Source organism: Paenibacillus jepli (assembly GCF_047238105.1).
Taxonomy (GTDB): domain Bacteria; phylum Bacillota; class Bacilli; order Paenibacillales; family Paenibacillaceae; genus Paenibacillus_D.
In genome coordinates this window covers 3745036-3768428 of the sequence record NZ_JBDFMD010000001.1, presented here as the reverse complement: position 1 = coordinate 3768428, position 23393 = coordinate 3745036, and the positions used below count along the sequence as shown (strand labels likewise).

Below are 23393 nucleotides of genomic sequence, written 5' to 3'. Positions count from 1 at the left end.
CAGCCCTCCTCACCACAATCGGGTCTCGCTCATCCGCCGGGACAAGCTGTTGGCTGCGATCAGCAGCGTAAAGCTGATGACCGCATTGAACATGCCTACCGCAGCTGCGTAACTATAGTTGGTCTCCAGGATCCCCTTGCGGTACGTGTAGGTGCCGATAACATCGGCGGTCTCGTACGTGATCGGATTGTACATGAGCAGGATCTTCTCGTTGCCGACCGTCATCAGCTGGCCGATGTTCAGGATCAGCAGGATGATGATCGTCGGCGCCATGCCTGGCAACGTCACATGCCAGGTCTGTCGCCACCGGTTCGCACCGTCGATCTTGGCCGCTTCATACAGCGCCGGGTTGATCGTCGCGATCGAGGCCAGGAAGATGATCGAGCTCCAGCCGATATTTTGCCAGATGCCCGAGCCGATATACAGGCTGCGGAACCACCCCGACTCCCGCATGAAGGCTACGGGATCGGTGCCGAATACGGCGCCCAGCACATTGTTGACCAGGCCGTCCCGGGCCAGGAAGTCGAACATGATGCCGACCACGACGACTAGCGAGATGAAATGCGGCATGTAGGTGATCGTCTGGACCGTCTTCTTGAACCAGCTGCTGCGGATCTCGTTAAGCAGCAGCGCCAGGATGATCCCGGCCGGGAAGGCGAACACCAGACTGTACAGACTCAGCAGAATCGTGTTGCGGATAATCCGGAAGAAATAGAAGTTCGTCAGGAAGTCCTTGAAATTGTCCAATCCGACCCACGGACTGCCCCAGAATCCGAGATGAATGGCATAATCCTTAAAGGCGATCTGCATCCCGTACATCGGCCCGTAATGAAAGATCAGATAATACAGCACAGCCGGACTGAGCATGAGATAGATGAGCTTGTTGCGTCTGAAATCCTTGGCCGCTCGCCGCCAGAAGCCGTCCGGGCGGCGGACAGCGCCGGGCGGCACGGCTGCAGTGCCGGTCTCTCTCCTCGTCCCTGCCACGGATCATCCCTCCTGACGCTGCAGGTAGCGCGCCAAGGCGTCCTGTCTGATCTGGGTCACCTCTTCGATCCCCATCGCTTTCAACGTCTCCACATACTCGTCGAACTCGCTGAGCGGCTTGGAGCCCATGATGAAACGCAGCATCATCTCTTCATGATAGACATTGAGATCGGTCATGATGGAGGCGATCCGCCTGCTCTCTTCCGCCGTCGGCCTGACCATCGGCATCACCATCTCGTTGCTGGCCTTCTCCCAGTTGACCAAAGCTTCCTGCTGGGACGGCAGCACCAGATATTGCTCGATGTAGCCGAGATCCTGTACGAACGGTCCGTTGTAGACGGCCCGGATGTACTGCGCCATCGCCTGGGTCACAGGCAAGCCATCGGGATTGTCCAGGATCGTATCGGTATAGATCGGCATGCCGTCCACCAGCTCGTAGCTTTCCCCTTCGATGCCGAAGTTGAACAGATGATGGCCTTCCGGACTGTACGCATAATCCAGCCACTTGACGATCTGCTCCGGATTTTTGGCCGCTGTGGTAATCGCTGCACCGATCCCGGTATAAGGGAAGTCCCGCTGGCCCCACGCCGCCGTATCGCCTTTGTTCAGCGTAGGATAAGGAGCAGACACGAGCTCGAACTCCGGATCGGATTCCATAAGTCCCATATACTTGCCGATCCCGCTGCCGGTATAGCCGACGAAGGACAAGGACTTGCCCGTCGTAATCTTGGAATCCATCAGCTGCGTATCCATCGCCGCAAATTCCGGATCCAGCAGCCCCATCTCATACCAGCGGTTCATCAGTGTAAGGAATTCCTTGTATTCCGGCTGCATGGAGCCGTATTTGACCACGCCGTTATCATTGTAGAACTCCAGCGGAATGCCGTAAGCCCCGATAAAGGCGTGACCGATCTTCATATGCGAGATCGTCTGGACAAAGGGCGGCTCGCCGTTGTTCATGTCCCGGAAGGCGGTGAGCACCGCTTCCCATTCCTCGATCGTCGTCGGCACATCCATCTGTACCTTATCCAGCCAGTCCTTGCGGATGATCGGTCCGAAGAATACATTCAGCTTCTCATGCCCCCGGATGAAGGGGAAGGAATAGATATTGCCCTCGTCCGTCATGACCATGTTCTTGACGTCGGGATGCTCATCCAGATACTGCTTCAGATTGGGCGCATGCTCATCGATCAATTCATTGAGCCGCAGGATCGTGCCCGTGTTGATGGCATCGTCCGGACCGCGCGTCACCGAGAACCAGTTGCGCTCGATGACGTCCGGCAGATTTTTGGAGGCGATCATCAGGTTGAACTGCTCTTCGATCTGCGCCCCGTCTCCGGCAGGATGACGCCATTCCACGTGCGTGCCCGTCACCCGCTCCAGCTCCTGGTACAGCTTGCTCTCGCCCAGGTCTGCCATCGTCGCCGCCGCATTTGCATTGAGGCCCACCCAATACGACAGGGATTCCGGATAGTCGACCGGCCCGGACTCGGCTGTATTCTGCTCCACCGGCTGCTCCGTCCCCTCCGTCTCCTGGACCTTCCCGCCGTTATTGCCCGTACATCCTGCGAGCAGTGCGGACACGACCAGCGTCGTGACCAGACTGCTCAACCACCTGTTTGACCTTTTCATTCACCCGTCTCCTCTCAATTCTGCGTTCCTCTGCAGCAGCCTGTTGGCTGTTCCCAGAGTAAGCGAGCCAGCGAGTCGCTGCCTACTGCCACCCTTCCAGATCCGCTGTACGAATCATTGATCCCGGGCTATCCGTATTCCATCACGACCCTCTGACGTCCAGATTGCCTTAGACGGGGTCCGTCAACCGTGCCTGGAGCTCCTTGTATTTGCCCGGTGTAATCCCCTCTATCTTCTTGAATACACGGATCAATCCGATATCGTTGGTGTATCCCACCTTCTGGGCGATCTGCGTCACGGTCCATTCCCCTTCCTCGAGGTAGGTTTTGGCCAGCTTGATGCGCAGGGCAATGATATAATCCGTAATGTTCTGGCCGCTCTGTTTCTTGAAGAAGGACGACAGGTACGAGGGATTCAAGCCGCAATGGTCGGCGATGCTCGTCAGGCTGATCGCATTGCTCGTGTAATGCGCCATCACATAGTCCTGGATCTTGCGGTACAGCCGTTCGCTATGATCCGTCTTCTCGCTTTCCACTTTGCTGCAGACCGCGGCATACATCTGTTTCAGCTTGGCCTGGATGCTCTCTGCCGTCCCCAGGCGGGCCATATATTTCATCAGATCGGGCTCCCCCTCCAGAAAGGGCTTCTCATCCACATTCAACGCCTGGAACAGCTTCAATACCGTACTGGTCAGATCGAAGAGCAAGTGCCTCCTCATCTCCGACGACATCGACCGCTTCTGCATATTCACTTCGAAGATATGGTCCAGCAGCTTCGCCACACTGTCATAATCGCCGCTTTTGGCATAATTGATCAATTGGGACTCGGTCTCCAGCGGATAATAAAAATACGCCGGCTCTGCCTGCTCCATCTCCTCATAGTAAATGACTGCTCCCTCGTCCTGCAGCAGCTTGCCATCCAGCGCCATGAGAGCTTCACCGTACGCTTCCGCGATCTCGTGCAGTCCGTGCCGCAAGCCGCTTAGCGCGATCGTAATCCGGGTTCGGAACCGCTGCTCGACCTGGGTCTTCAATGCAGCTACAAACGCTTGAATCCCCCCCTCGCCGGTGTCCAGAAAGGCGGCCGGGTGGTTCAGCAGGATGCCGATCCGGTCGCGCTCCATCTCGATGGCATAGCCGCAGTCCCCCAGCAACTCCTTGCTCAGATTAATCAGGATGAACCGGATCAGTGTCCACTCCCGCTCCGTATCCTCCTCGATGAATCGATGACAGTCGTCAATCTGGATCAGCATCACCCCGTGATACTCATGCTTCAGACAGACGCCCATAAAGTCGAAATCCCTGCCGGTCAGAGACTTGGTATCGACATATCCCTTGATCAGGCGAGCGATAAAGTCGGAGCGGATGAGCGGCGATTGCCGGGCAAGCTGGCGTCTCATCTTGTGCTCTTCGTCGATCGAGTGGATCAGCTCGTGGCGGATGAAGGCAAATTCATTGGCAAAGTTCCGTCCCGCCGTGTTCTTGCTGGCGGTTATGGCCTGGATCAGCTGCCGTATCGGATGATAATTCTTGGTGGCCAGGTAGTAGGAGCCGGCCAGACCGGCGATCAGGCAGACCAGGATCAGGAGCAGGGCAAGGGCTTGCGTCTCTCTGACCTGGGACAACACGATCTCCTTGGGGATGACAGAGATATAGGTCCACCCGTTGGGCAGCGAGCGTGTATACGACACCATCATCCGCCGGCCATCGATATCCGTCTCCACATTTCCTTGGCCGCCGCCCAGCCTCGGCACGATTCCTTGCAGTGCACCGGGGTCCGGGGCTGTGGCGCTAAGCAGCTCCTGATGCTCATTCAAAATATAAAAGTCCGTGCTGCCGTGCTCTCCATTGTTGAGAAGCCCCAGCACATCGGACTCGTCGATCATGACTACCAATGCGCCTCTGACATTGTCCTGTTCTCCCATCGGCAAAGACTGGACAAAGGTAATCATGTTCCGCTGCTTCTGACTGTACTGCACGGGTTCGACCGGCAAATACGTCTTCATATGGAACCGGGTCAGGAGCGAGGTCATATTCTTCTCGTCCCGGTACTGATAGTTATGGATCGAATGGTAGAACGTCCGGGAATCTGTCTTCACGCTGGGTGTGATGATCGTGCCTGTCTCTTGCAGGTAGACATAATAGTCATCGATGATCGGACTGACATTGCGGTACCGCCTGAACCCGTTGATCAGCTCAATATAGTTGTACTCGTCAAAGCTCTCCTTCCTCTCCTCCCCGTAGAGAAGCAGCTGCAGCGTGGGGTTCAGCGCCACCTGAACCGCTAATTGATCGACTTCATTGATCCGGCTGTCGATGGACAGACGGGCTTGCTCCAGCAGCGCCTGATTGGACTCATTGGCATGATCGATCAGCGCCTGCTCCATCTTGCTGTACAACAAGCTGCCGACCGCCACCGGAATCATCAGGATACACAGGAATGACAAGAGCAGCTTAAAAAACACCGACCGCCGGAATGTCTTTCCTGCCGCGGGATTCATCTTCCGCCGATTCATCGGACTCCCCCTCCGTAACGTAATCCTGCATGCCGACCGGTTTCGTATGCGCTTACAAAAGAGGGTTGGGCGGCATCCGCAAGGTTCTCACGTAAATCTTACTACGATCTCCCTTATATCTTTGTTGTTTTTTTTAGGTGGTCTTGTGTATTTTGCATCTCTCCCGGGGACAAGAAAGCGCAGGTCCTGAACCCTTGAACGGTATCAAGACCTGCGGCTATAAGAGAGGTAAGTCGCTGGCTAGCGCTTCAGCATTCTGTATAAGAGGACCGCCGCTTCGGCACGGGTGATGGTGTCTGCCGGCCGGAGCTGTCCTTCATGCCCCTGGATCAGGCCCATGGCAGTGAGTGCTGCGGTCGCGTCTGCGGCGTATGGGGCCACGTCGCTCCAGTCGGTGAAAGGCGTGGAGGACGTCTGCCGACCAAGCTCCAGTCTGCCGGCCGCCTGCATCGCTCTGGCCATCATGACGAACATCTCTTGACGGGTGATGCTCGCCGCAGGGTCGAAACGCCCGTCATCTCTGCCGGTGATGATGCCCAGACGGGCAGCCGCCGTTACCCGGTCGGTGTAGTATGCGTCATCGGCCACATCCGGGAAGCCCGCTCCCGCCGCCGTCGCCGAGAAGCCAAGCGCATCCATGAGCAGCATCGCGAGGTCTGCCCTGCGGATCGGCAGGGCGGGAGCATAGCTGACCTCTGACATGCCGTTGATGACACCGCGTGCAGCCAGCACCTCGACTGCCGCTATCGCCCAGTGATGCTCTGTGATGTCCTGGAAAGACTTCTCTTGCAGCGCAATGGCGAAATGGCCCAGAGTCGTCGTACGGAAGATCATGCTGCCTGCATCCTGGTCATAGACGGCATTCGGAATCGGCCGGATCGTCCCGTCCTCGGCGATCTGCCAGACGGTGAGCTTCTCCAGCAGCAGCGGCTCAGCGAGCTCCGATGCCGTGGGCTCGTATGGCAGACTCACCGTAACCGCTGCATCCCGATTGCTCCAGTCCAGCGGCTCGCCACCCGTCGTCGCGACGATGGAGACGACCTCCCGGGCACCGATGGCCCGGCGCGCTAGGGGCTGCAGCCCCGCGATATCGTCTGGCGGCAGCACGGACACGATAAAGGTCACCGCGCTGCCCTCCGCCAGCTCATAACCGTCAAACATATGGCCCGGCGCCTCGATCACCGCCCGCTCCGTCGTGATCAGGCGGGCTGGGCCGGTGAAGGCTGCGGTGATGCGGCCAGGCTGATCCGAAGCTCCATCTACCGGGGGCACAGACGGCGGCACAGGAGGAGCCGGTATATAACCACCGCCACCGCCGCCACCACTGTCGCCGCTGCCCGGAGGATCAATGGCCGGCTCCGGATGTATACGCAGCTCCGTGATGCTGTTCCACGCATTGGCGCTGTTGCCGTATCCGACGTACCTTACATATCTCGCCTCTTGCGGGGCTGCGAATACGAACCGTTCGAATACCGATGTCGTTCCGCTCGAATTGCCCTCATCAACCTTCTCCACCACGCGGATCCATGTCTCGCCATCTCGGGACACATCGAGCTCGAAGATCGAGCGGCGCGTATGCCCGTTGTAGAAAGCAATGCTGGCCGAGCCGATGCGCCGGATCTCGCCCAGGTCAGCGATCATCCACTGACCTTCGCCGCTGGCAGACCAACGGGTATCGTAATCGTCATCGATGACGTTCTCCACGATGTTCCCGTCATCCCCGCTGGAGGTGACTGCCACGATAGGCAGGCTCTCAAGCTCGGTATGCACAGGCACGGATGCTGTCACCGCCAGTGTCCGGCTCAGCTCGGTGCCATCCAGGACCACCCGGACCTGGATGTTGGCCGTCCCCGCAGCAACCGCTGTGACTTGCCCTTCCCCGCTGACCGTCAGCAGCTCTTCTTGATCAGAGCCATAATGGATCTCAGCCCTGCTCAGATCGGCTTCCGTGCCGTCAGACATCATGCCGGTAATATAGAGCCAGGCGGTGCTGCCCTCATCCAGCTTGAGGCCGGACTTCCATCCCGGCTTCGTCCTGTCCGGCAGTACCGCGATCTGCTCCAATACCGCCGGCTCGGATGCAGCCGACAGGTGCAGCCTGTATTCGGCCGACTGCGCACCATCTTGCGAGGTGACGCGGATGAGCGCGACACCTGGCAAAGAGGAGGCGTCGATCACCTCAACTGCAGCACCGGGAGCAGCAGTCGCCACTGTGATGTCAGGATGCGCTTCGGTGCCGTAAGGCAGCATCACCGCATACTCGCGCCTGCCGGACTGGAAGCCAGCCACCGGATTGCCGTTGAGCTGGATCGACTGCAGAGCTACCGGCTCTCTTGCCTGCCGCTGCTGCCATTGATCCCCGTACAGCGATTGCGGCAGCAGCTCGGCTCCTTGGCCGATCCCCTCTGTGAAATCGACCGGCGCTGTATTCCGTCCGGCATGCAAGACTGGTGTCACTCGAACCTCGGTATCCTGACCTTGCGTGCCGATGACGTAGCCGTGGCCATGCTGTCTGGAATCGACCGCGATCCCGCCGAGATTCGGATGCGCGCGCACACCAGTCGTGTTCCAGATCACTGTCTGCGAGGTCGTCTGTCCGTGCTTGTACGTGGGACTGCTGGACGGATAAGGCCGGACGCTCGCCTCGATCGTATCCCCGTCCAGTATCATGCCTTCGAGCAAGTTGGACATGCTGAGATATTGATGGAAGTCGATGACATGCGTCGGGTTCACGGAGACCGAGTCCCGGATCACATTGCCGCTGGTTCGCATATGCGAAAATGTATAATTGTGCCGTCCTTCCTCCGCACGCGAATTCACGATCAGATTGTCATTGCCGACCAGCTCATACAGATACCCGTTGCCGCCGGCGCCGCGATAGAGCGGCTTCCTCATATCGCTGTCCGCAATCGTGACATTGCGCGAGTTAGACGTCACGATCCCGCTCGAGAGGATATGATAGTCATATCCCGCGGAGTTGGACGGCGGGCGGTAGGAATGGACATTGCGGGCCCAGGCATCCACGACCCGGACGAACCGGACCGCCTTGGTGCCCGCCACCTGATAGCCGGCCGTGCCCTCTACCGTGTTGTCCGCTTCGCCGATCCCCGGCGTCAGGTTCTCCGCATTGCCGATGGACAGATGCTCTACCCCTACCTCGCGTACAGGCGGATTCAGCTTATATACGCTGGCATGATCCCGCGTATTGAGCGGATAACGGGTCGGGATATCGATCGCAATCGTACGTGAGTCATGGTCGACCGCCACCACCTGCCTGTAGAAGGTTACCCCTTCATTGCCTTCATAGATATTCCACCAGCCTGTCATATCATGCTCTTCGATGAACGCTGCCGTATACCTGTTGCTGATCGCGATCCAGTCCCCGGCTGCCAGTCCGGCCGTATCTTGTACGGGGATCAGCATCGTCGGCTCATGCAGATCCTGGCGGAGCAGCGTTTCCGTCCCCTGGATGCCGAGAAACTGATTGCCCTCCGAGGTGACCGTGATGATGTCTTTGCCTCGCATGACAGGCTCGTCGTTGAACAGGAAGGTGGCCTCCGGGCCTGCCCCGCGCAGCACGACGCCGTTCTGGTTGATCTTCAGCGCCTGGTTGTTCACCCCTTGCGGCTTCACCCGATAGGTGCCCGGCGGCAGATAGACGACGCCCCCGCCTGCGTCACCCACATCATCGATCGCTTGCTGGATCGCCGCCGTTGCATCCTCCGCGCCGGTGTTGTCCGCATGGTAGGGAGCCTGTGTCACATGGATGATGTCCCCTGGCACGGTGTCCGGGATCGGCACTTCGCCCATCCGGTAGCCGGCGTAGGAGAAATCATGAAGGAAACGGCCTTCGTCATCGCCGTAGCCGGGATACCAGTCCTCGGGATACAGCACGCTGCGTCCGTCCGGCTCCAGCAGCTTGTGGGACTCCTCCTCAGGCTCTTCCGGCTCCTCTGTACTGAGGGTGAGGAGCGGCGGAAACTCGCCGTTCTGGTATTCCTTGCTGGCAAACGCCGTGAACCCGTTGCTGCGGATAACGATCGATAGCAGCCCGTCTTCGCCTGCCTCTTGCAGATAACTGTAAACATCAAGCGAGTAGTAGGAGGCGCCCTCAAGCCGGGTCTCCGGACTGGTGCCGATCTGCAGGATCTGGGCCGAGGCCGGCGTACCGTCACTACCGAGGATGATCTCCCCCGCCGCCGGGGCGTTGTTGGCCGTCAGCGTCAGCTCATCCCAGTTCGTGGCATTGCCTGCTGTCTTGTGAGCCGTGACCGTCCGGTTGTACCTGGTGTCGATGTTGTACAATTGCAGGGCCGCCGACCGGATGTCCGTCAGATCAACGGCGCTCAAGTCGAATTTCAGGTAGACGGTGCGCGGGTTGGCATGACCGTCATGAGCCAGCTGCAGCTCCCCGCTCGAACCATTCGTGTTGTCCTGCCGGCCGGCCTGTCCCTCGACGAAAGCATCGTCTGTCGGCAGAAGTGTGATCGGCTGGTCAGCCGCGAGACTGTCAGCCGCCTGCTCCCCCGCTTCTGCAGCAGCCAGCAGCGGCAGCGCGTGCCCCACTGTCAGTATCCATACCAGCAGCAGGATCCAGAGCTTGTTTTTGCTACCCATTGCTCAACCTCCCTGATTAGATGTCGCTTTACAATCGTCAACATCGTAACGGAAATGGGGCAAGAGGGATACCGCCGGCCTTCCACATAGCCTAGCCGATCATGGGATCCGGGACTATCCAATCTTTGGATCGGCAATCCGGATTGCATAAAATGGGCTATAAACAAAGACAACTTCGTCGTCCTAAGCGCTTGCTTACGAAGCTGGTTTTGCTCCGCAAAACTCGTAGGACGTGTGAAGCGCTTTGTCGGAGAATTCTAAACTGGTTTATAGGTGAAAACATATACGCTTAGAACTGAACACCCCCTGCTAACGCAGATTGGCTTGGAGTGCGGACACAATGCCGCTATCGGGACACCCCCCGGCAGGAGCCAACTGATCGGACCAACCATTCGAACGGACTCAAGTAACCTTTTACCCCTGGTTGGGCGAATTTTCACAATCTCGGCCATAGAGCGGCCATAAACCGGAATTTAGGAAATATTTGCAACAAAATGGGACTTAACATCGTCAAGAAAATTATCAGTTCTTTTACACACAAGAATAAAAATCTAATGACCCTAAAGTGGTCAGGAAACATCTTCCTCCCTTCTTTCAACCCACATTTGTCTTACACATTATCGGAAATAAAACCAATATGTAATAACATCACAACATACCAGTATACTTCTATATTACTTTTTTTTGATTCTAGGAGGATAAATGGAATTTATGGATAATTAATTTTATGCAGGATAAAAATTATTGGGAGTGATTAAATGATGAAGACAAAGAAAATCGCTGTTTATTTAGCCACGCTTGTAGCACTAATTTCTGTATCTTCTGTTGCATATGCAGACATTTGGGGGGGAACTAAGAACTGGGCAGGAATACAAGTCTACACTTATGACTCATCAGTAGCTATTTATGGTTATACTGGCACCTATGATTCTGCCAGAGCTAACTGGACGGGTATAACACCAAAAGTTGCATTTTCAAATGGAAATCACCCAAGAATGGATAAATACTATGTAGGCGTGACTTCTGATCCAACGCTATTGGGTCAAGTTATGCCATACAACAGTACAGGTGGTTCTGTGTCAATTCACGCCAATTGGCATCATGCCAATATCGCTATATATGATAACACAATGAACAATTATAATATGACACCTGGACAAAGGGTAGGAAATGCAACACATGAAGTTGGTCATGCTTTGAAGTTAGGTCATCCAGGGAGTGTTAATCCACCTGCCACCACAAGTCCCTCAATTATGCATACAGGTATACAGTCAATCGGTCCGACAGCTTACGATAGACAAGAGTTAATCGCAAAATGGGGAAACTAAAAGAGAGGAATGATATCTATGATTAAGACTTTTTTAACAAAAAAAAATATATTCATCATAGGATTGATAGTAGTTACCATAGGACTAAGCTTCACGGTTTATAGTGGTAAGGATCAAGATTTAAGACGTGTTACTATTGAATCAAACTATGTAACTTTTGAAACTCTCGAACGTTTGGAAGAAGCTGCTGACTTAATCGTTGTTGCTTCACCTGTAAATGATTTTCGAGATAGAAAGCACGTAACCACAAAATTCAATGATGGCGCAATTCAAGATTTTTACACAGAAACAACAATAGAAATTAAAAAGGTTATTAAAGGCACCTCAATAACTGATGGACAAAAAATAGATATAGGTGAACCAATTTCTATAGCTAAAGAAAAAGGATCAGACGTTGTTTTAAGCAGAAACGGATATAGTGAAGTTGAAGTCACTAAGAATTATATTCTTTTTCTTATGAAAAATGATGCCGGACTTTATTTTGTTATTGGCAATGGCGGAAAGTATGAAGATGAGAGTACACATGCACAAGAACACGAACACGATCATGTGCATGGGAATGATTTTACTCAAGAAGTAATGGAAAAATACGGTTCACTACTACAATCGGCTAAATAAAGTGAATAATCATCTAACTACACACTATTAGGAAAAATGGTCAATACATCCTATTCTTCCTTCAACTCCTACTGTTGAAATACAGACATTTGATTTTTTAGTTGGGAGGTCTGGCTTGTAGTGAGCTTTATCGTGACTGGAGGAACAAAATCACCTAACGGTGACATAGCGTACTTGCCGGCGACTACTCTGTCGCCGGCTTTTCTTTTCTCACCAAGTTTCCATTACATTCCGGACAAACAAATACCGGGCTCTCCCCGGGCTTCAATCCATACGAACATTCGCCAACGATAAAGTCTGGGACGGGATCCAAGCAACCACAGGCTTCGCACACGTAATCGATAAATACTTCTTCTTCGTCATCTTCAAAGGGATACCACACGTCGTCATGCTCCTGTGCCTTGTTTTTTCTTCCATCCATTCCTTCGAATCCCCCATCTCTTTTGATTGGCTCGTTCACTTTCCTCATCATAATAATAAATTCGGCCGTAGTCTGCATGCCAAATAATAACAAGCAACATCGCATGCTTGCAGCAAGGACAGGCTATGGGGTCTCGCTCATACGTTTCCAGCATCCGCTGACGATAAGTCTTTTTTCTCGTCTCTTTCGGGGGAAACGTCATTTCGATTTGCTTATGCACCATGTATCGCCACAAATTAATGATCTTCTGCGACTCTTTATTCATACTCCTACTGTACAAACCGTACCTACCTACCATGCGAAAATGTTTGGGCGGGATGTACTGGACCAGATCGTAAATAACTTTCATGACCGGAGCGACGACATCGATTCGCTTCCCGGCCTGATGATCCTCATATCAATAATGCACCTGATGATAGTCGTATTTCATGATACTCCGCGATCGCCGGACGTGCCAAATAACGCCCAATGTATTTTGCTGCTCCACGGGCATCCTTCATCCGTTGTTCTGCATTCATGTAAAATCCGTGCGGGTATCTTTGATACAACTGATTCACCAGCATTTTGACCTCCTCATCCTCCGGGAACCATTCCAGCGTTTTGACGATGCGGCAGGATTCACTTCATGTTACGGCCTTGCATGTCGCTCGCCCTGTCTCCGACAGGTACTTTAGTCGATTCGCTTTTACGCACAGATTTCGCCATGCGCAAGAATCCAAGCTACGCGGGGGCTCCCGCGACTGGTCTTTCACCAGCTAGAGAATGCATGCCTTCTGGGCACGCTAAACAACAAAAAAGCTCTCCCCGTCGCGTGCACGGGAAGAGCGTGGTAAACGCCGCCATCTCACATCAGTTCATCTGCTTCGTCGGCTGGCGCCATATGCTGCTCGGCGTGGAACTGCTCGTTGTACGTCTGCCGGTATTTGTTGGGGGATAAGCCGGTCGCATTTTTGAACGTCCGGTAGAACGTCGACAGGTTCTCGTACCCCGCCTCGAAGCAGATCGTGACGATATCCTTGTCGGTCTCTGCCAGCTGCTTGCGGGAGTGCTCGATGCGCACCTCGGTCAGATACTTGCGGGGCGTCACATGATAATACTCCTTGAAGATGTTGTCGGCGTGGCGGGAGCTGATGTTCAGCTTGCTGCCGATATCGCTCGTCAGGTTGCTAATATCGTAGAAGTACATATCGATGTAGTCGCGGATGCTCTCGGCGCGCACATAGTTGAGATCGACGCCCTGGTCTTCCGTCTGGAGCGTCCGGTGGAAGATCAGGCAGATCTCGGTCAAGTGGCAGCTGAGGGCGATCGTATAGAAGTCAGAACGCCGCGCCTGCTCGAACAGCATCGTCCGCAGCAAGCGGCGGATCTCGTTGTCCAGATGGGCGGACAGCGAGATCACCCGGGCATGCCGGAGCACGCGGCTGGCGAGCTCGCCCTGCAGGAACGTCTGATCCGACAGCGCCACCACCAGCAGCGTCAGCCGCGAATCCGAGCGGATCGAATGCACCGTGCCCGGCGTGATAATCGCTGCCTTGCCAGGGCTGATCGTATGCTGACGGCCCTCAAACGCCACCGTGCCGGTACCCTCCAGCGCATAGACGATCTGATGAATATTATGATAATGATCCGCAAACTCGTACTTCTGCGAATGCTTCTTCTCGTACAGGTATATATCGTGTCCTTCCGTGTCGATCTCCAACAGCATACGTCCACCCCACTTCGGCCTTCGGAGGAGGAACCAGCGCAGCGCACCTTCGCTTCGCGGCAGTTCTCCGTTACTTCCATCGTACACTATTCCAGGCGCGCTGAACATGGCTTGGCAGGGAGTAGTAGAGAGATTGCGACCGCGGATTGAGAGAGCAAATGGAGACTGCGGCCGGCAGCAGCGACCCTCTCTGCCGCTGGAGCGACGCTAGCGCTGACCCGGCCCCTTCCAGCAACTTTTTCTGCCGCTACTGTGGCGCATTCGCAGGCTCGGGCGGCTGCAGCAACCCTTTCTGCCGCTACTGCGGCGCAATCTTCGGCTGGTGCTGCTGCAACGACCTTTCCTGCCGCTGCCGACTCAACGCAAAAAGGGAGGCTCAGCCTCCCCTCCACACTAGATGCGCATCGTGTCCTCCCGCCAGTTGCCGATCTGCTCACGGATCGCTGACGGCTCCAGGCGTTCGTCCACGGCCTGCCGGCAGAGCGCCGGGAACTCGTCGTCGCCGGCATTGCGCAGAGCGATGATCTGCTGGATCGTGAGCCGATCATCCAACGGCTGGCCCGTCAGACGGTAATGGCGGAACTGCTCCTCGATGCGGACGATCCGATCCTGCGTCTTGGTCGCATAGCGGCGCATCCGCATCAGTGCGAATACAAGCGCCAGGGCAAATCCGGCGATCAGCAGCGCCAGGCCGTTGTCGCCACCCTGCCGCGCTGTCCGAATGAGCAGCAGCACGGAGCAGACCAACAGTACGAGCGCCAGCGGCAAGGTGACGAAGTGATACGGCCAGTCAAACCTCAGAAACGTGGATGTCTTCGGTTGCTTCATGCTCATGGGACGACCCCCTTGTCAGATGGCTTGCCTCTACTACTAGCAGACACACATTTCCTTTGATTACCCCAATCACGGAGGCGTGCACCATCGCAGAGCGACGGCATGAACAGGCCATCCAACTGCCGTTCGGCAGTTATTTCGGCGCACTGTCCGGCTACCGGGCCATACTACTGCCGTTTGGCAGTTTAATACCAGCGCACCTAGTTCCCGTGCTCCTTCCTGTACTGCCCCGGCGTCATGCCCGTCTTGCGCTTGAAGAGGGCATGGAAGTGCTTCAGATCCTGGAAGCCGGCGGCCCGGGCGATCTCGGGAATCGCATCGTCCGAATCCCGCAGCCGCGCGCAGCAGGCATGAATTTTACTATTGTGCACATAGGTTTTGAACGACACGCCCGTCTGCGCCTTCACCTGACGCTGCGTATGCCGCACGCTCCAGCCGAGATAGTCCGCCGCCCAGGCCAATGTATAGCTCCGTTCCGGATACAAGGTGACCTGATCGAGCAGCTCCTGCAGTACCCGTGAAGAACGGGCTGCAGGCTCAGGATCGGATAAGTGGCGATGCAGCAGGATCATCAGCCTGCACCAGTCGCTCTGCACCCACAGCCGATAGCCCGGCTGCCGCCCGAGGAACTCCCGCAGCATCGGCTCGAACAGCTGGGCGAACTCCGCCCCCCGCTCCTGCAGGTGCTGCCAGTCCGTTATCTGGCGCATCCCTTGCAGCTGTCCCTCCTCATCGGTCACCCGCAGGAACGCTTCCTCTTTGAAAAGACAGTTGTAGACAATCAGCGGATCGCGTCCTCTGGCATCCGACGGCCGAAAGACGTGCGAGGTGCCGATCGGGATCCAGAACAGGTCGCCGCGCCGCACGGGCAGGATCTGGTCGCTGATATGATGGTAGCCGCGGCCTTCTGCCACGTAGCAGACCTCATAGAAATCGTGCGTATGCTCCATCAGATGGAACGACTCCTGAATCCGGTTCAAATAGAAGGGAAAGTCCGGCTGAAAAAACAACGTCCCCGGCGTCTGCTCGATTCTGCGGCTGACTTTCATGGAGAGGCCCCCTCTTCGGAAAAAACTCTTTCTCCTAGTGATAGACCATTTCCACCTGTCCGTCAAGTGCACCATCAGGTCCAGAGCGATCCCCTGTGAGGTGCCAGGTTCTCAAGCGCCCTCCTTCACGCCTGATACTCGTGCGGATAGACTTTCCGCTGGTCGGCGGTGAGCGGCTCGGCAGACTCGATGACCGGCTCCGCCTCGCCCGCCTCGACCATGCGCCGGATCAGTGTTTCGCGCAGCGTATTCGCTACCCCGCAGTGCGATGCATACCCGACGAGGTTAGTCAGCTCATAAGGATCCGCGTACAGATCGTATAGGAATTCTTCGCGGTAACGCGGTGCAGACGCATCCCGCAGCGGGTCGGCATCAGGCGCGCTGACACTGTACTTCCAACGGTGCGTGCGGATGGAACGAGCGACCTGCGACTCGCTGATCTGCACGAACACCTCCTGCGGCCAGTCCGCACGCGCCCCGCGCAGCAGCGGCATAATCGAGCGGCCTTGCATGCGGGTCGGCACCTCGATGCCCGAGGCCTCCAGCAAGGTCGGGACGAGATCGACAATACTGACCAGCTCACCGACGCGCCCGCCGCCGGTGAAGCCTGGGCCATAGAGCGCCGTCGGCACGCGGATCGAGCTCTCATGGCATGAGCGCTTGTACTCGCTGTTACGCGTCTTGAAGTGCGAGCCATGATCCGAGGTGAACAGGATGATCGTCTTCTCCGTCAAGCACAGGCTGCGCAGCGCGTCCATGATGCGGCCGAGCGCTTCGTCGAGCCGCTTCACCATGCCGTAGTAGCCGCCCAGATGCTGCGGCGCCGTACCTGTGAGCGCCGCCAGATCAGGCGGCGTCCATCGGGACGTATAGGCATCGCGGTAGACATCAGGAGCAGGGTAGTCGTCGCGGTGGTTCTGGTGATGTGGCTCCAGGTACGAGAGGAAGAGGAAGAACGGATGGTCCTCCCGGCTCCGCTGATCGATGAAGCGGATCGCTGCGTCGGTCAACGCATCCACCCGGTAGCCGGGCAGCCGCACCGGGTCGCCAGCCTCGTTATAAAGCATGGTCTCATAGGCATCTGACGTATGCTCGAGCGCATCAGCGGCCAGCCAGTGCTTGTATCCGCCACGCAGCTGCTTCGGCACCGGCTGGTCGCGAGTGCAGGCCAAGTGCCACTTGCCGATGTAGCCGGTCTCGTATCCAGCCGCATTGTAGTAGCTCGCGAGGGTCGGCATATCCTCAGGCAGCGGGATGCCATTGGTATAGCAGCCGGTCTCTGTCGCATACAGCCCCGTCTGCAGACAGGAGCGGGCCGGCCCGCATACCGGCTGACAGGTGAAGGCATAATCCAGATGAGTGCCACGGACAGCCATGCTGTCGAAATTCGGTGTCAAGCCGAGCGGATTGCCGTGGATGCCCGTGGTGTCCCAACGCTGCTGATCGGTGAAAAATACGATGACATTCGGTTGTTTGCCTGCATTCATGCTGCATCACTCCTTCTCTCTTGTCCTCTGACGCGGATAACGTGCAGGAGTCCGCCTGCATGCGCGGCTTTGCTGCGCATGTAGGCGGACTGTTTTTTTCCCACGCTCCCAGAGATTACCCTTTTAGTCCGGTGGTTGAAATCCCTTCTACAAAATAGCGCTGTGCCAAGAAGAATACGATAATGCAAGGCACGATCGTCACGACTGACATCGCCATCACCTGGTTCCAGTTTACGGCACCTTCATTGTCCAGCACCATGCGCAATCCGAGTGCAACCGTATACTTGGAGACGCTGTTGATGTAGATCAGCGCATTGAAAAACTCATTCCACGTCCAGATAAACTGGAAGATACATACCGAGATAAGTGCTGGCACTGACAGCGGCAGCAGGACACGCACCAAGGTACTGAACGAGTTGCACCCATCGATGACGGCCGCCTCATCGAGATCGCGGGGGATGCCCCGCAGGAACTGCACGATCAGGAAGATGAAGAAGGCGTTGACGGCGAAGATCGCCGGCACATAGAACGGCAGGTAGGTGTTCAGCCAGCCGAAGTTGCGGAACAGGATATATCGCGGGATGATAATGACGGCATCCGGCAGCATCAGCGTGGAGATCATCAGGGCAAAGAACAGTTTTTTGAACGGGAACCTGAACCGGGCAAAGCCGTAAGCGACGACCAGGCTCGATATCATCGTGAAGAGCACGACCGGGATAACGAGCAGGAACGTATTGCCGAAAAACCGGCTGAAGCTCGTCCGTCCCACACCCTCCCAGCCTCGCTCATAGGCGCCCCAGACGATCTCCGAGGGGATCAGTCCGATGGTCGAGAAAATCTCGCTATTGGGCTTGACCGAAGCCGATACCAGCCAGAGCAGCGGATACAGAAACAGGATGCTAAGCAGCGACAGCAGCAGTACGAAACCAACGTTTCTCCACCTCACCTCTCCATCCCCCCGTCCTCGTAATGCGTCCAGCGGTTACTGCTCTTGAAGAGGACGAACGTAAACGCCATGATGATGATGAACAGCACCCACGATTGCGCCGAAGCGTAGCCCATCCTGAAGAACTGGAACGCATTGTCGTATAGCATTAATCCGTACAGATAGGTCGCCTTCATAGGGCCCCCGTCCGTAATAACGAAGGCGGAGGTGAACTGCTGAAAGGCATTGATCGTCTGCATGATCAGATTGAACAGGACGATCGGCGTCAGCATCGGCAAGGTGATGGAAAAAAAGGTTCGCACCTTGCCCGCTCCGTCGACCTTGGACGCTTCATACAGCTCCTTGGGCACCTGCTTCAGCCCCGCCAGGAACAGCACCATCGATGAACCGAACTCCCATACGGGCAACAGGGCAATGGTGAACAGCGCCAGATCGGGATCGCCAAGCCAGTTCACCGGCGGCAGCGACAGATAGGACAGCAGCTCGTTGACAAGTCCCTCTCGCATGAACAGAAAACGCCACAACACGGATACCGCGACGCTGCCGCCCAGGATCGAGGGCAGATAGTAGATCGTCCGGTAAATGCCCATACCCCGCATCTGGCGGTTCAGCAGCATCGCCACGAGCAGAGCGACGACGAGCTTGGCCGGCACGGCAAACAGCACGTAGAGCAGCGTGACCCGAAGCGATTGGTAGAACACCGGATCCTTGGTAAACATCTCGATGTAGTTGGCCAGTCCGATGAACTGCTGCTCCCTCACCATACTGTAGTCCGTGAAGGAATAGACGAGCGAAGCGATAAACGGCACCAGGGTCAGCACGATGAAACCGACGATCCAGGGACTGATATACAGAAGACCGATGCGCTCTCCTCTGGCACGGCGCTTCCGCGGGACTTGCAGCTGTGGCGTCTCGGAGGTGCCTGCAGGCGGCGGTTGGTTACTCATCCTTCTCACACCTTGTCTGTTACGGGGCGGACGCATGGGCGCCCAGCCCCTTCATTATGTCCGACGGCGGGCCGCCTCCCCGGGGGCTGCCGTCATCATGAGGTTTGACTGCGTGACTGCCTTGCAGCGATTTACGGCATAGTGCCGAGCTTCTCATCCAGACGGGCCATCAGATCTGCAGCGGCCTGGCCTGGCGTCAGCTGCTTGAAGGCGACACGATCCAGGATGTCCTGGGCGATCTGGTTGAGCTCTTGGTTATTGCTTAAGCCGTTGACCGGATCGCCAGGATTCTCAAGGGCAACCTGCACCGCTTCGGCAACGGTCGGGTCGATCGCGCCATCCGCGACTAGCTGCTCTGCATTGGCAGTTACCATCGGCACGCTGTATACATCCTTCAGGATGGCAGCTGCCTCGGAGGAGGTAAGCAGCCAGCTGGCGAATTTGGCAGCCTCTTCAGGATGCTTGGACGCCTTGCTGATCGCCAGCGGGTTGCTCGGATTGACGAGCACCGCCGAGGTGAGGGCGTCTGCCGGCACCGGGTACATGCTCACTCCCAGATTGGGCGTATAGGTCTTGACCTTGGCGATCGTCGAGGCCAGCGTGAACATCATGCCGATGTTCCCTTCCTGCCACTGCAGGTTCTCCGCCAGATCCTTGTAGAGACTGCTCTCTGCAACTGGCTGCATCACCCCGTCGTCCAGCAGCTGCTGATAATAGGCGAAGGCCGCTTCCAGCGCCTCGGCTTCAAAACCCAGCGTCTTGTCGTCCTGGATCCATTGGTTGCCCGTCTGTTGGTTCACGAATGGCTGCAGGAACGTGCGGTAATCGAACATGCCGAGCAGATAAGCACTTGGGTCCTCCTCATGGATGCGCTTGCCGATCGCATGGATCGTCTCCCAGTCCCACTGCGTATCCTCCGGGATGTCGAAGCGCTCGAAGAAGTCCTTGTTGTACAGATTGACCATGCCGTTGACTCCCATCGGCAGTCCTGCCAGCTTGCCGTCGAATACGGCGTAGCGTTCCAGGAACTCGGCGTCGAAGGCATCCAGATCGATGTGCTCGTCCAGCGTGTACAGATCGAGGACCAGGTCACTCTTCACGGCAAGCTCGTCGATCCAGTCGATCGACAGCGGCGTCAGATCCGGGGCAGTCCCGCCGGCAAACTGCGTCACCAGCTTCTGATAGTACCCGTCAAAGCCGCTATATTCCGGTTCGATGGTCACATGCGGATTTCCTTCCATATACAGGTCGATAGCTTCCAGCAGCGCTTTGTGCCTTACCTCCGAGCCCCACCAGGAGAACCGCAGCGTCACATCCTGCTGGGCTTCGCCTGGAACCCCGCTGCCACTGTTCGTGCTGTCAGGACTGTTGCTGCCGCCGGCGCACCCGGCCATTACGGCGGTCAGCAGAATCGCGCTAAGCGCGGAAGACCATAGTTTTTTGCGTGTCATGTTATGCCCCCTCATCTGTGGTTGACTCTTACTATAATTGTGGACGCCGGTTATGAAAAGGCATACAAAATGACGAAAGGTATCATTTGTTCATCCTTTTTGCACAAAGGTATCCGAACTTGACATGGATGTCAAAAGTGGAGTCCTATTGGCAGTATTGGAGACATGTGGCGCCTGTACAAACCCCGGGGGATCGATTATGCTGGTGAAAACGATTGCAATGCAACAGTGGCAGAGAACGAACTGGAGGTGCGCATCATGTATACCCTGCTGCTCGTCGATGACGAACAAGAGATCCGCAGCGGTCTCTCCCAGTATTTCCCCTGGCATGAGGTCGGCTTTGAGCTGGTCGGCCAATGCGCCGACGGCCGGGAAGCGCTGCAGTTTCTGGAGACGCGCACAGTCGACGTGGTGCTCTGCGATATCCGCATGCCGATCCTCTCCGGGCTGGATGTGGCGCAGCAGCTTCACGAACGCAGGAGCAGCATCAAGATCGTCTTCTTGAGCGGCTATAAGGATTTTGAGTACGCGAAGCAAGCGATGGCTTACGGCATCAAGCACTACATCGTCAAGCCGACCAAGTATAGTGAGCTGTTCGACGTCTTCTCCTCCCTCAAGCTCGAACTGGACGAAGCGCTGACACAGACCACAAGTCCTGCCGCGGCCGCCCAATCGACCAGCTTCAACGCGCAAGTCATTGCTGCAATCCAGGGCTATGTCGAGAACAACTATGCCAAAGCGACACTGGAAGAAGCAGCGAGCATCGTCCACATGAATCCTCATTATGTAAGCAAGTACTACAAGGAAAAGACCGGTGAGAATTTCTCCGATTATGTGACGGCCGTCAAGATGGCCAGAGCCGCCGAGCTGCTGAAGGATATCCGCTACAAGACGTATGAGGTCAGTGAGATGGTCGGCTATAGCTACGCCAAGAACTTCACCCGCACCTTCAAACGCGTACACGGCATCAGCCCCCGCGAGTACCGCAATAACTATGCCGGGACAAGGGGTTAGGATGCGCAAAAAATTTTTCATGAAAAACCTGGCCCTTTTCCTGATCCCGCTCCTGATTCCCACGATCGTGCTGGGCACGCTGTCGATCGTCGTCACGAAGCGCTACAACGAGGCCGAGATCAACCGCAATCAGATGCAGCTGTTTGGCCAAATGGATCGCAATATCGAGCTGATCTTCAATGAAATCGACTCGCTTGGCCTGAATTTCGGTCATGTGGAGGTGCTCTACCGCCTGGAGGACATCCTGCGCACGCAGCAGGTGACGTTGGAGAACAAGCGGCTCGTGCAGGCGACCCAGAATTTCATCGATGCGCCGGCCAATGCCAGGCCCTACATCGAATCCATCTATGTGTATGTCCGCAACCCCTACGACCAGTTGCTTGCCAGCGGTACCGGGCTGACCAATTTCCGGGAGTTCTACGACATGACCTGGTTGGACAGCTTCCTGGACCATCAGGAGGCGGAGACCGGCATCTGGACTGAGGCACGGCAAGTTCAGCGCTATTCGTTTGAGCAGCCGATCTCGGTTACAACGATCTTCAAGCCGCTATATTCCAGCGTGCTGCGAGAGCCGTTTGGTGTCATCGTACTGAACATCTACACCGAATATATCGAGCGGCTGCTGCGCTCGTACGAGACGTATCCCGGACAGCTGCTGCTCGTGCTGGATGAAGACGGCGAGGTGATGTTCCAGAACCGGCCGCTTGGCGAGCTGACAGATGACGAGCTGCGGGACATCGCCGGGGGCGGCTCATCGTTCGCGCTTCGTCAATCAGATACGTTGTATGCCGGCGCACAGCTCGCCTCGGGTCGTTACGACGACTGGCGTTATGTGTCGCTGGTGCCTGAGCAGGCGATGCACCCGGTAGCCTTCCGGCTTAGTGAATTCACCGTCTACGTCGTGCTCCTGTCATTTCTGCTGGGATTGGCATTGACTTACTATCTGACCGGCAGATCGTTGCGCCATATCCGGCGCATGATCGCCATCATCAAATCGGCGGAGAAGGGACTGCCGCTGCCACAGCTCCCTAGCGCGCCGCGCAGCACCGATGACGAGACCAATTACATCATCCAGACGATGACGCGCAACTTCATCGAGCATCATTACTTAAGCGTGCAGCTCTCGGAGAAGAAGTACCGACTGCAGGCGGCCGAGCTGCTCGCGCTGCAATCGCAGATGAACCCCCACTTCCTGTTCAACACGCTGGAGACCATCAACTGGAAAGTGATGGGGCTGACGCGCCGGCCCAACGAGGCCAATCAGATGCTGGAAAATCTGTCAGATCTGCTGCGCTACTCGCTCGATATACCGGGACGAATCGTCACGCTCGAGCAGGAGATCGCCATTACCCACAGCTATATCGCGCTGCAAAAAATGCGTTATCAGGACAAGTTTGAGGTCATCTGGGATTATGACGAGGAGGCGGCGAAGGTCTACAGCATGGTCAAACTCGTGCTGCAGCCGCTCATCGAAAACAGCCTCTACCACGGCATCAAGGAAAAGGAAGGCAGCGGGTGCATCAAGGTCAAGATCGACATCGAGGACAACACTACCCGCATCGCGGTTATCGACAACGGGATCGGCATAACGCCTCAGCGGCTAGAGGAGATCCGGGCCCGGCTCGCCCAGGACCGCGAAGCCGAGGAACACATCGGACTGACCAATACGAACCGGCGGCTTAAGCTGACCTATGAACTGACCCAGGGTATCCATATCTGGAGCAAAGCTCGCTGGGGCACGGTGGTGTGGTTCCGGATTCCCAACAAGAATTATGTGGATGAAAAATATTTTTTTTACAAATGTTGAAGTGAAATGGTCGTCTGCGTCGAATTACTTTACGA

Annotated in this window: 17 protein-coding genes; 4 read left to right on the top strand and 13 right to left on the bottom strand. The window is 56.2% G+C overall.

Features of this window, described 5'->3' with window-relative positions:
• Positions 1-9: 9 nt before the first annotated feature.
• The 4 genes from ABC336_RS16540 to ABC336_RS16525 all read right to left on the bottom strand — a co-directional run bounded on the left by ABC336_RS16540 (position 10) and on the right by ABC336_RS16525 (position 9751).
• Positions 10-867 (bottom strand): ABC transporter permease, encoded by an 858-nt coding sequence (locus ABC336_RS16540; protein WP_413242539.1) that lies wholly within the window; start codon positions 865-867, stop codon positions 10-12.
• Positions 868-990: 123 nt separating this feature from the next.
• Positions 991-2619, bottom strand: coding sequence for an extracellular solute-binding protein (locus ABC336_RS16535; protein ID WP_413239675.1), 1629 nt, complete (start codon positions 2617-2619; stop codon positions 991-993).
• Between the two features lie 169 nt (positions 2620-2788).
• Positions 2789-5134 carry a helix-turn-helix domain-containing protein gene (locus ABC336_RS16530; RefSeq protein ID WP_413239674.1) on the bottom strand — a complete coding sequence of 782 codons (2346 nt, stop codon included), beginning with the start codon at positions 5132-5134 and terminating at the stop codon, positions 2789-2791.
• Between the two features lie 240 nt (positions 5135-5374).
• Complete coding sequence (locus ABC336_RS16525; protein ID WP_413239673.1) at positions 5375-9751, bottom strand: S-layer homology domain-containing protein; 4377 nt, start codon at positions 9749-9751, stop codon at positions 5375-5377.
• Positions 9752-10509: 758 nt separating this feature from the next.
• Between ABC336_RS16525 and ABC336_RS16520 the strand changes: the two genes are divergently transcribed.
• Together ABC336_RS16520 and ABC336_RS16515 are read left to right on the top strand one after the other, a co-directional pair.
• Complete coding sequence (locus tag ABC336_RS16520; RefSeq protein ID WP_413239672.1) at positions 10510-11079, top strand: hypothetical protein; 570 nt, start codon at positions 10510-10512, stop codon at positions 11077-11079.
• A gap of 18 nt (positions 11080-11097) precedes the next feature.
• Entirely contained in the window at positions 11098-11697 is a 600-nt protein-coding gene (locus tag ABC336_RS16515) for a hypothetical protein (protein ID WP_413239671.1), read from the top strand.
• 386 nt (positions 11698-12083) lie between these two features.
• Here the strand turns inward: ABC336_RS16515 and ABC336_RS16510 are convergent, their stop codons facing one another.
• From ABC336_RS16510 to ABC336_RS16470, 9 genes are all read right to left on the bottom strand, one after another.
• Positions 12084-12383 (bottom strand): hypothetical protein, encoded by a 300-nt coding sequence (locus ABC336_RS16510; protein ID WP_413239670.1) that lies wholly within the window; start codon positions 12381-12383, stop codon positions 12084-12086.
• Between the two features lie 127 nt (positions 12384-12510).
• Positions 12511-12714, bottom strand: coding sequence for a transposase (locus tag ABC336_RS16505; RefSeq protein ID WP_413242538.1), 204 nt, complete (start codon positions 12712-12714; stop codon positions 12511-12513).
• Positions 12715-12962: 248 nt separating this feature from the next.
• The gene (locus ABC336_RS16500) at positions 12963-13823 is read right to left on the bottom strand and encodes a helix-turn-helix transcriptional regulator (protein WP_413239669.1); all 861 of its coding nucleotides are present in this window, start codon (positions 13821-13823) and stop codon (positions 12963-12965) included.
• A gap of 393 nt (positions 13824-14216) precedes the next feature.
• The gene (locus ABC336_RS16495; protein ID WP_413239668.1) at positions 14217-14657 is read right to left on the bottom strand and encodes a DUF6526 family protein; all 441 of its coding nucleotides are present in this window, start codon (positions 14655-14657) and stop codon (positions 14217-14219) included.
• A 200-nt stretch (positions 14658-14857) separates the two neighbouring features.
• A complete protein-coding gene (locus ABC336_RS16490; RefSeq protein ID WP_413239667.1) occupies positions 14858-15706 on the bottom strand; it encodes a helix-turn-helix domain-containing protein in 849 nt (282 codons plus the stop codon).
• Positions 15707-15831: 125 nt separating this feature from the next.
• Complete coding sequence (locus ABC336_RS16485; protein ID WP_413239666.1) at positions 15832-17193, bottom strand: sulfatase family protein; 1362 nt, start codon at positions 17191-17193, stop codon at positions 15832-15834.
• Positions 17194-17308: 115 nt separating this feature from the next.
• Positions 17309-18139 carry a carbohydrate ABC transporter permease gene (locus tag ABC336_RS16480; protein WP_413239665.1) on the bottom strand — a complete coding sequence of 277 codons (831 nt, stop codon included), beginning with the start codon at positions 18137-18139 and terminating at the stop codon, positions 17309-17311.
• On the bottom strand, positions 18136-19086 hold the full coding sequence (locus tag ABC336_RS16475) for a carbohydrate ABC transporter permease (RefSeq protein WP_413239664.1): 951 nt from the start codon (positions 19084-19086) through the stop codon (positions 18136-18138). Before ABC336_RS16475 ends, ABC336_RS16480 begins: the two co-directional genes overlap by 4 nt.
• A gap of 131 nt (positions 19087-19217) precedes the next feature.
• On the bottom strand, positions 19218-20537 hold the full coding sequence (locus ABC336_RS16470) for an ABC transporter substrate-binding protein (protein WP_413239663.1): 1320 nt from the start codon (positions 20535-20537) through the stop codon (positions 19218-19220).
• Positions 20538-20702: 165 nt separating this feature from the next.
• Between ABC336_RS16470 and ABC336_RS16465 the strand changes: the two genes are divergently transcribed.
• Positions 20703-21551, top strand: a complete 849-nt coding sequence (locus ABC336_RS16465; RefSeq protein ID WP_413239662.1) for a response regulator transcription factor — start codon at positions 20703-20705, stop codon at positions 21549-21551.
• A 1-nt stretch (position 21552) separates the two neighbouring features.
• Positions 21553-23358 carry a cache domain-containing sensor histidine kinase gene (locus ABC336_RS16460; protein WP_413239661.1) on the top strand — a complete coding sequence of 602 codons (1806 nt, stop codon included), beginning with the start codon at positions 21553-21555 and terminating at the stop codon, positions 23356-23358.
• Positions 23359-23393 lie beyond the last annotated feature (35 nt).

Bases quoted from the DNA above. Each gene is read 5' to 3' on its own strand.
- ABC336_RS16540 (WP_413242539.1), bottom strand. From the start codon at position 867: ATGCTCAGTCCGGCTGTGCTGTATTATCTGATCTTTCATTACGGGCCG.
- ABC336_RS16535 (WP_413239675.1), bottom strand. From the start codon at position 2,619: ATGAAAAGGTCAAACAGGTGGTTGAGCAGTCTGGTCACGACGCTGGTC.
- ABC336_RS16530 (WP_413239674.1), bottom strand. From the start codon at position 5,134: ATGAATCGGCGGAAGATGAATCCCGCGGCAGGAAAGACATTCCGGCGG.
- ABC336_RS16525 (WP_413239673.1), bottom strand. From the start codon at position 9,751: ATGGGTAGCAAAAACAAGCTCTGGATCCTGCTGCTGGTATGGATACTG.
- ABC336_RS16520 (WP_413239672.1), top strand. From the start codon at position 10,510: ATGATGAAGACAAAGAAAATCGCTGTTTATTTAGCCACGCTTGTAGCA.
- ABC336_RS16515 (WP_413239671.1), top strand. From the start codon at position 11,098: ATGATTAAGACTTTTTTAACAAAAAAAAATATATTCATCATAGGATTG.
- ABC336_RS16510 (WP_413239670.1), bottom strand. From the start codon at position 12,383: ATGAATAAAGAGTCGCAGAAGATCATTAATTTGTGGCGATACATGGTG.
- ABC336_RS16500 (WP_413239669.1), bottom strand. From the start codon at position 13,823: ATGCTGTTGGAGATCGACACGGAAGGACACGATATATACCTGTACGAG.
- ABC336_RS16495 (WP_413239668.1), bottom strand. From the start codon at position 14,657: ATGAGCATGAAGCAACCGAAGACATCCACGTTTCTGAGGTTTGACTGG.
- ABC336_RS16490 (WP_413239667.1), bottom strand. From the start codon at position 15,706: ATGAAAGTCAGCCGCAGAATCGAGCAGACGCCGGGGACGTTGTTTTTT.
- ABC336_RS16485 (WP_413239666.1), bottom strand. From the start codon at position 17,193: ATGAATGCAGGCAAACAACCGAATGTCATCGTATTTTTCACCGATCAG.
- ABC336_RS16475 (WP_413239664.1), bottom strand. From the start codon at position 19,086: ATGAGTAACCAACCGCCGCCTGCAGGCACCTCCGAGACGCCACAGCTG.
- ABC336_RS16470 (WP_413239663.1), bottom strand. From the start codon at position 20,537: ATGACACGCAAAAAACTATGGTCTTCCGCGCTTAGCGCGATTCTGCTG.
- ABC336_RS16465 (WP_413239662.1), top strand. From the start codon at position 20,703: ATGTGGCGCCTGTACAAACCCCGGGGGATCGATTATGCTGGTGAAAAC.
- ABC336_RS16460 (WP_413239661.1), top strand. From the start codon at position 21,553: ATGCGCAAAAAATTTTTCATGAAAAACCTGGCCCTTTTCCTGATCCCG.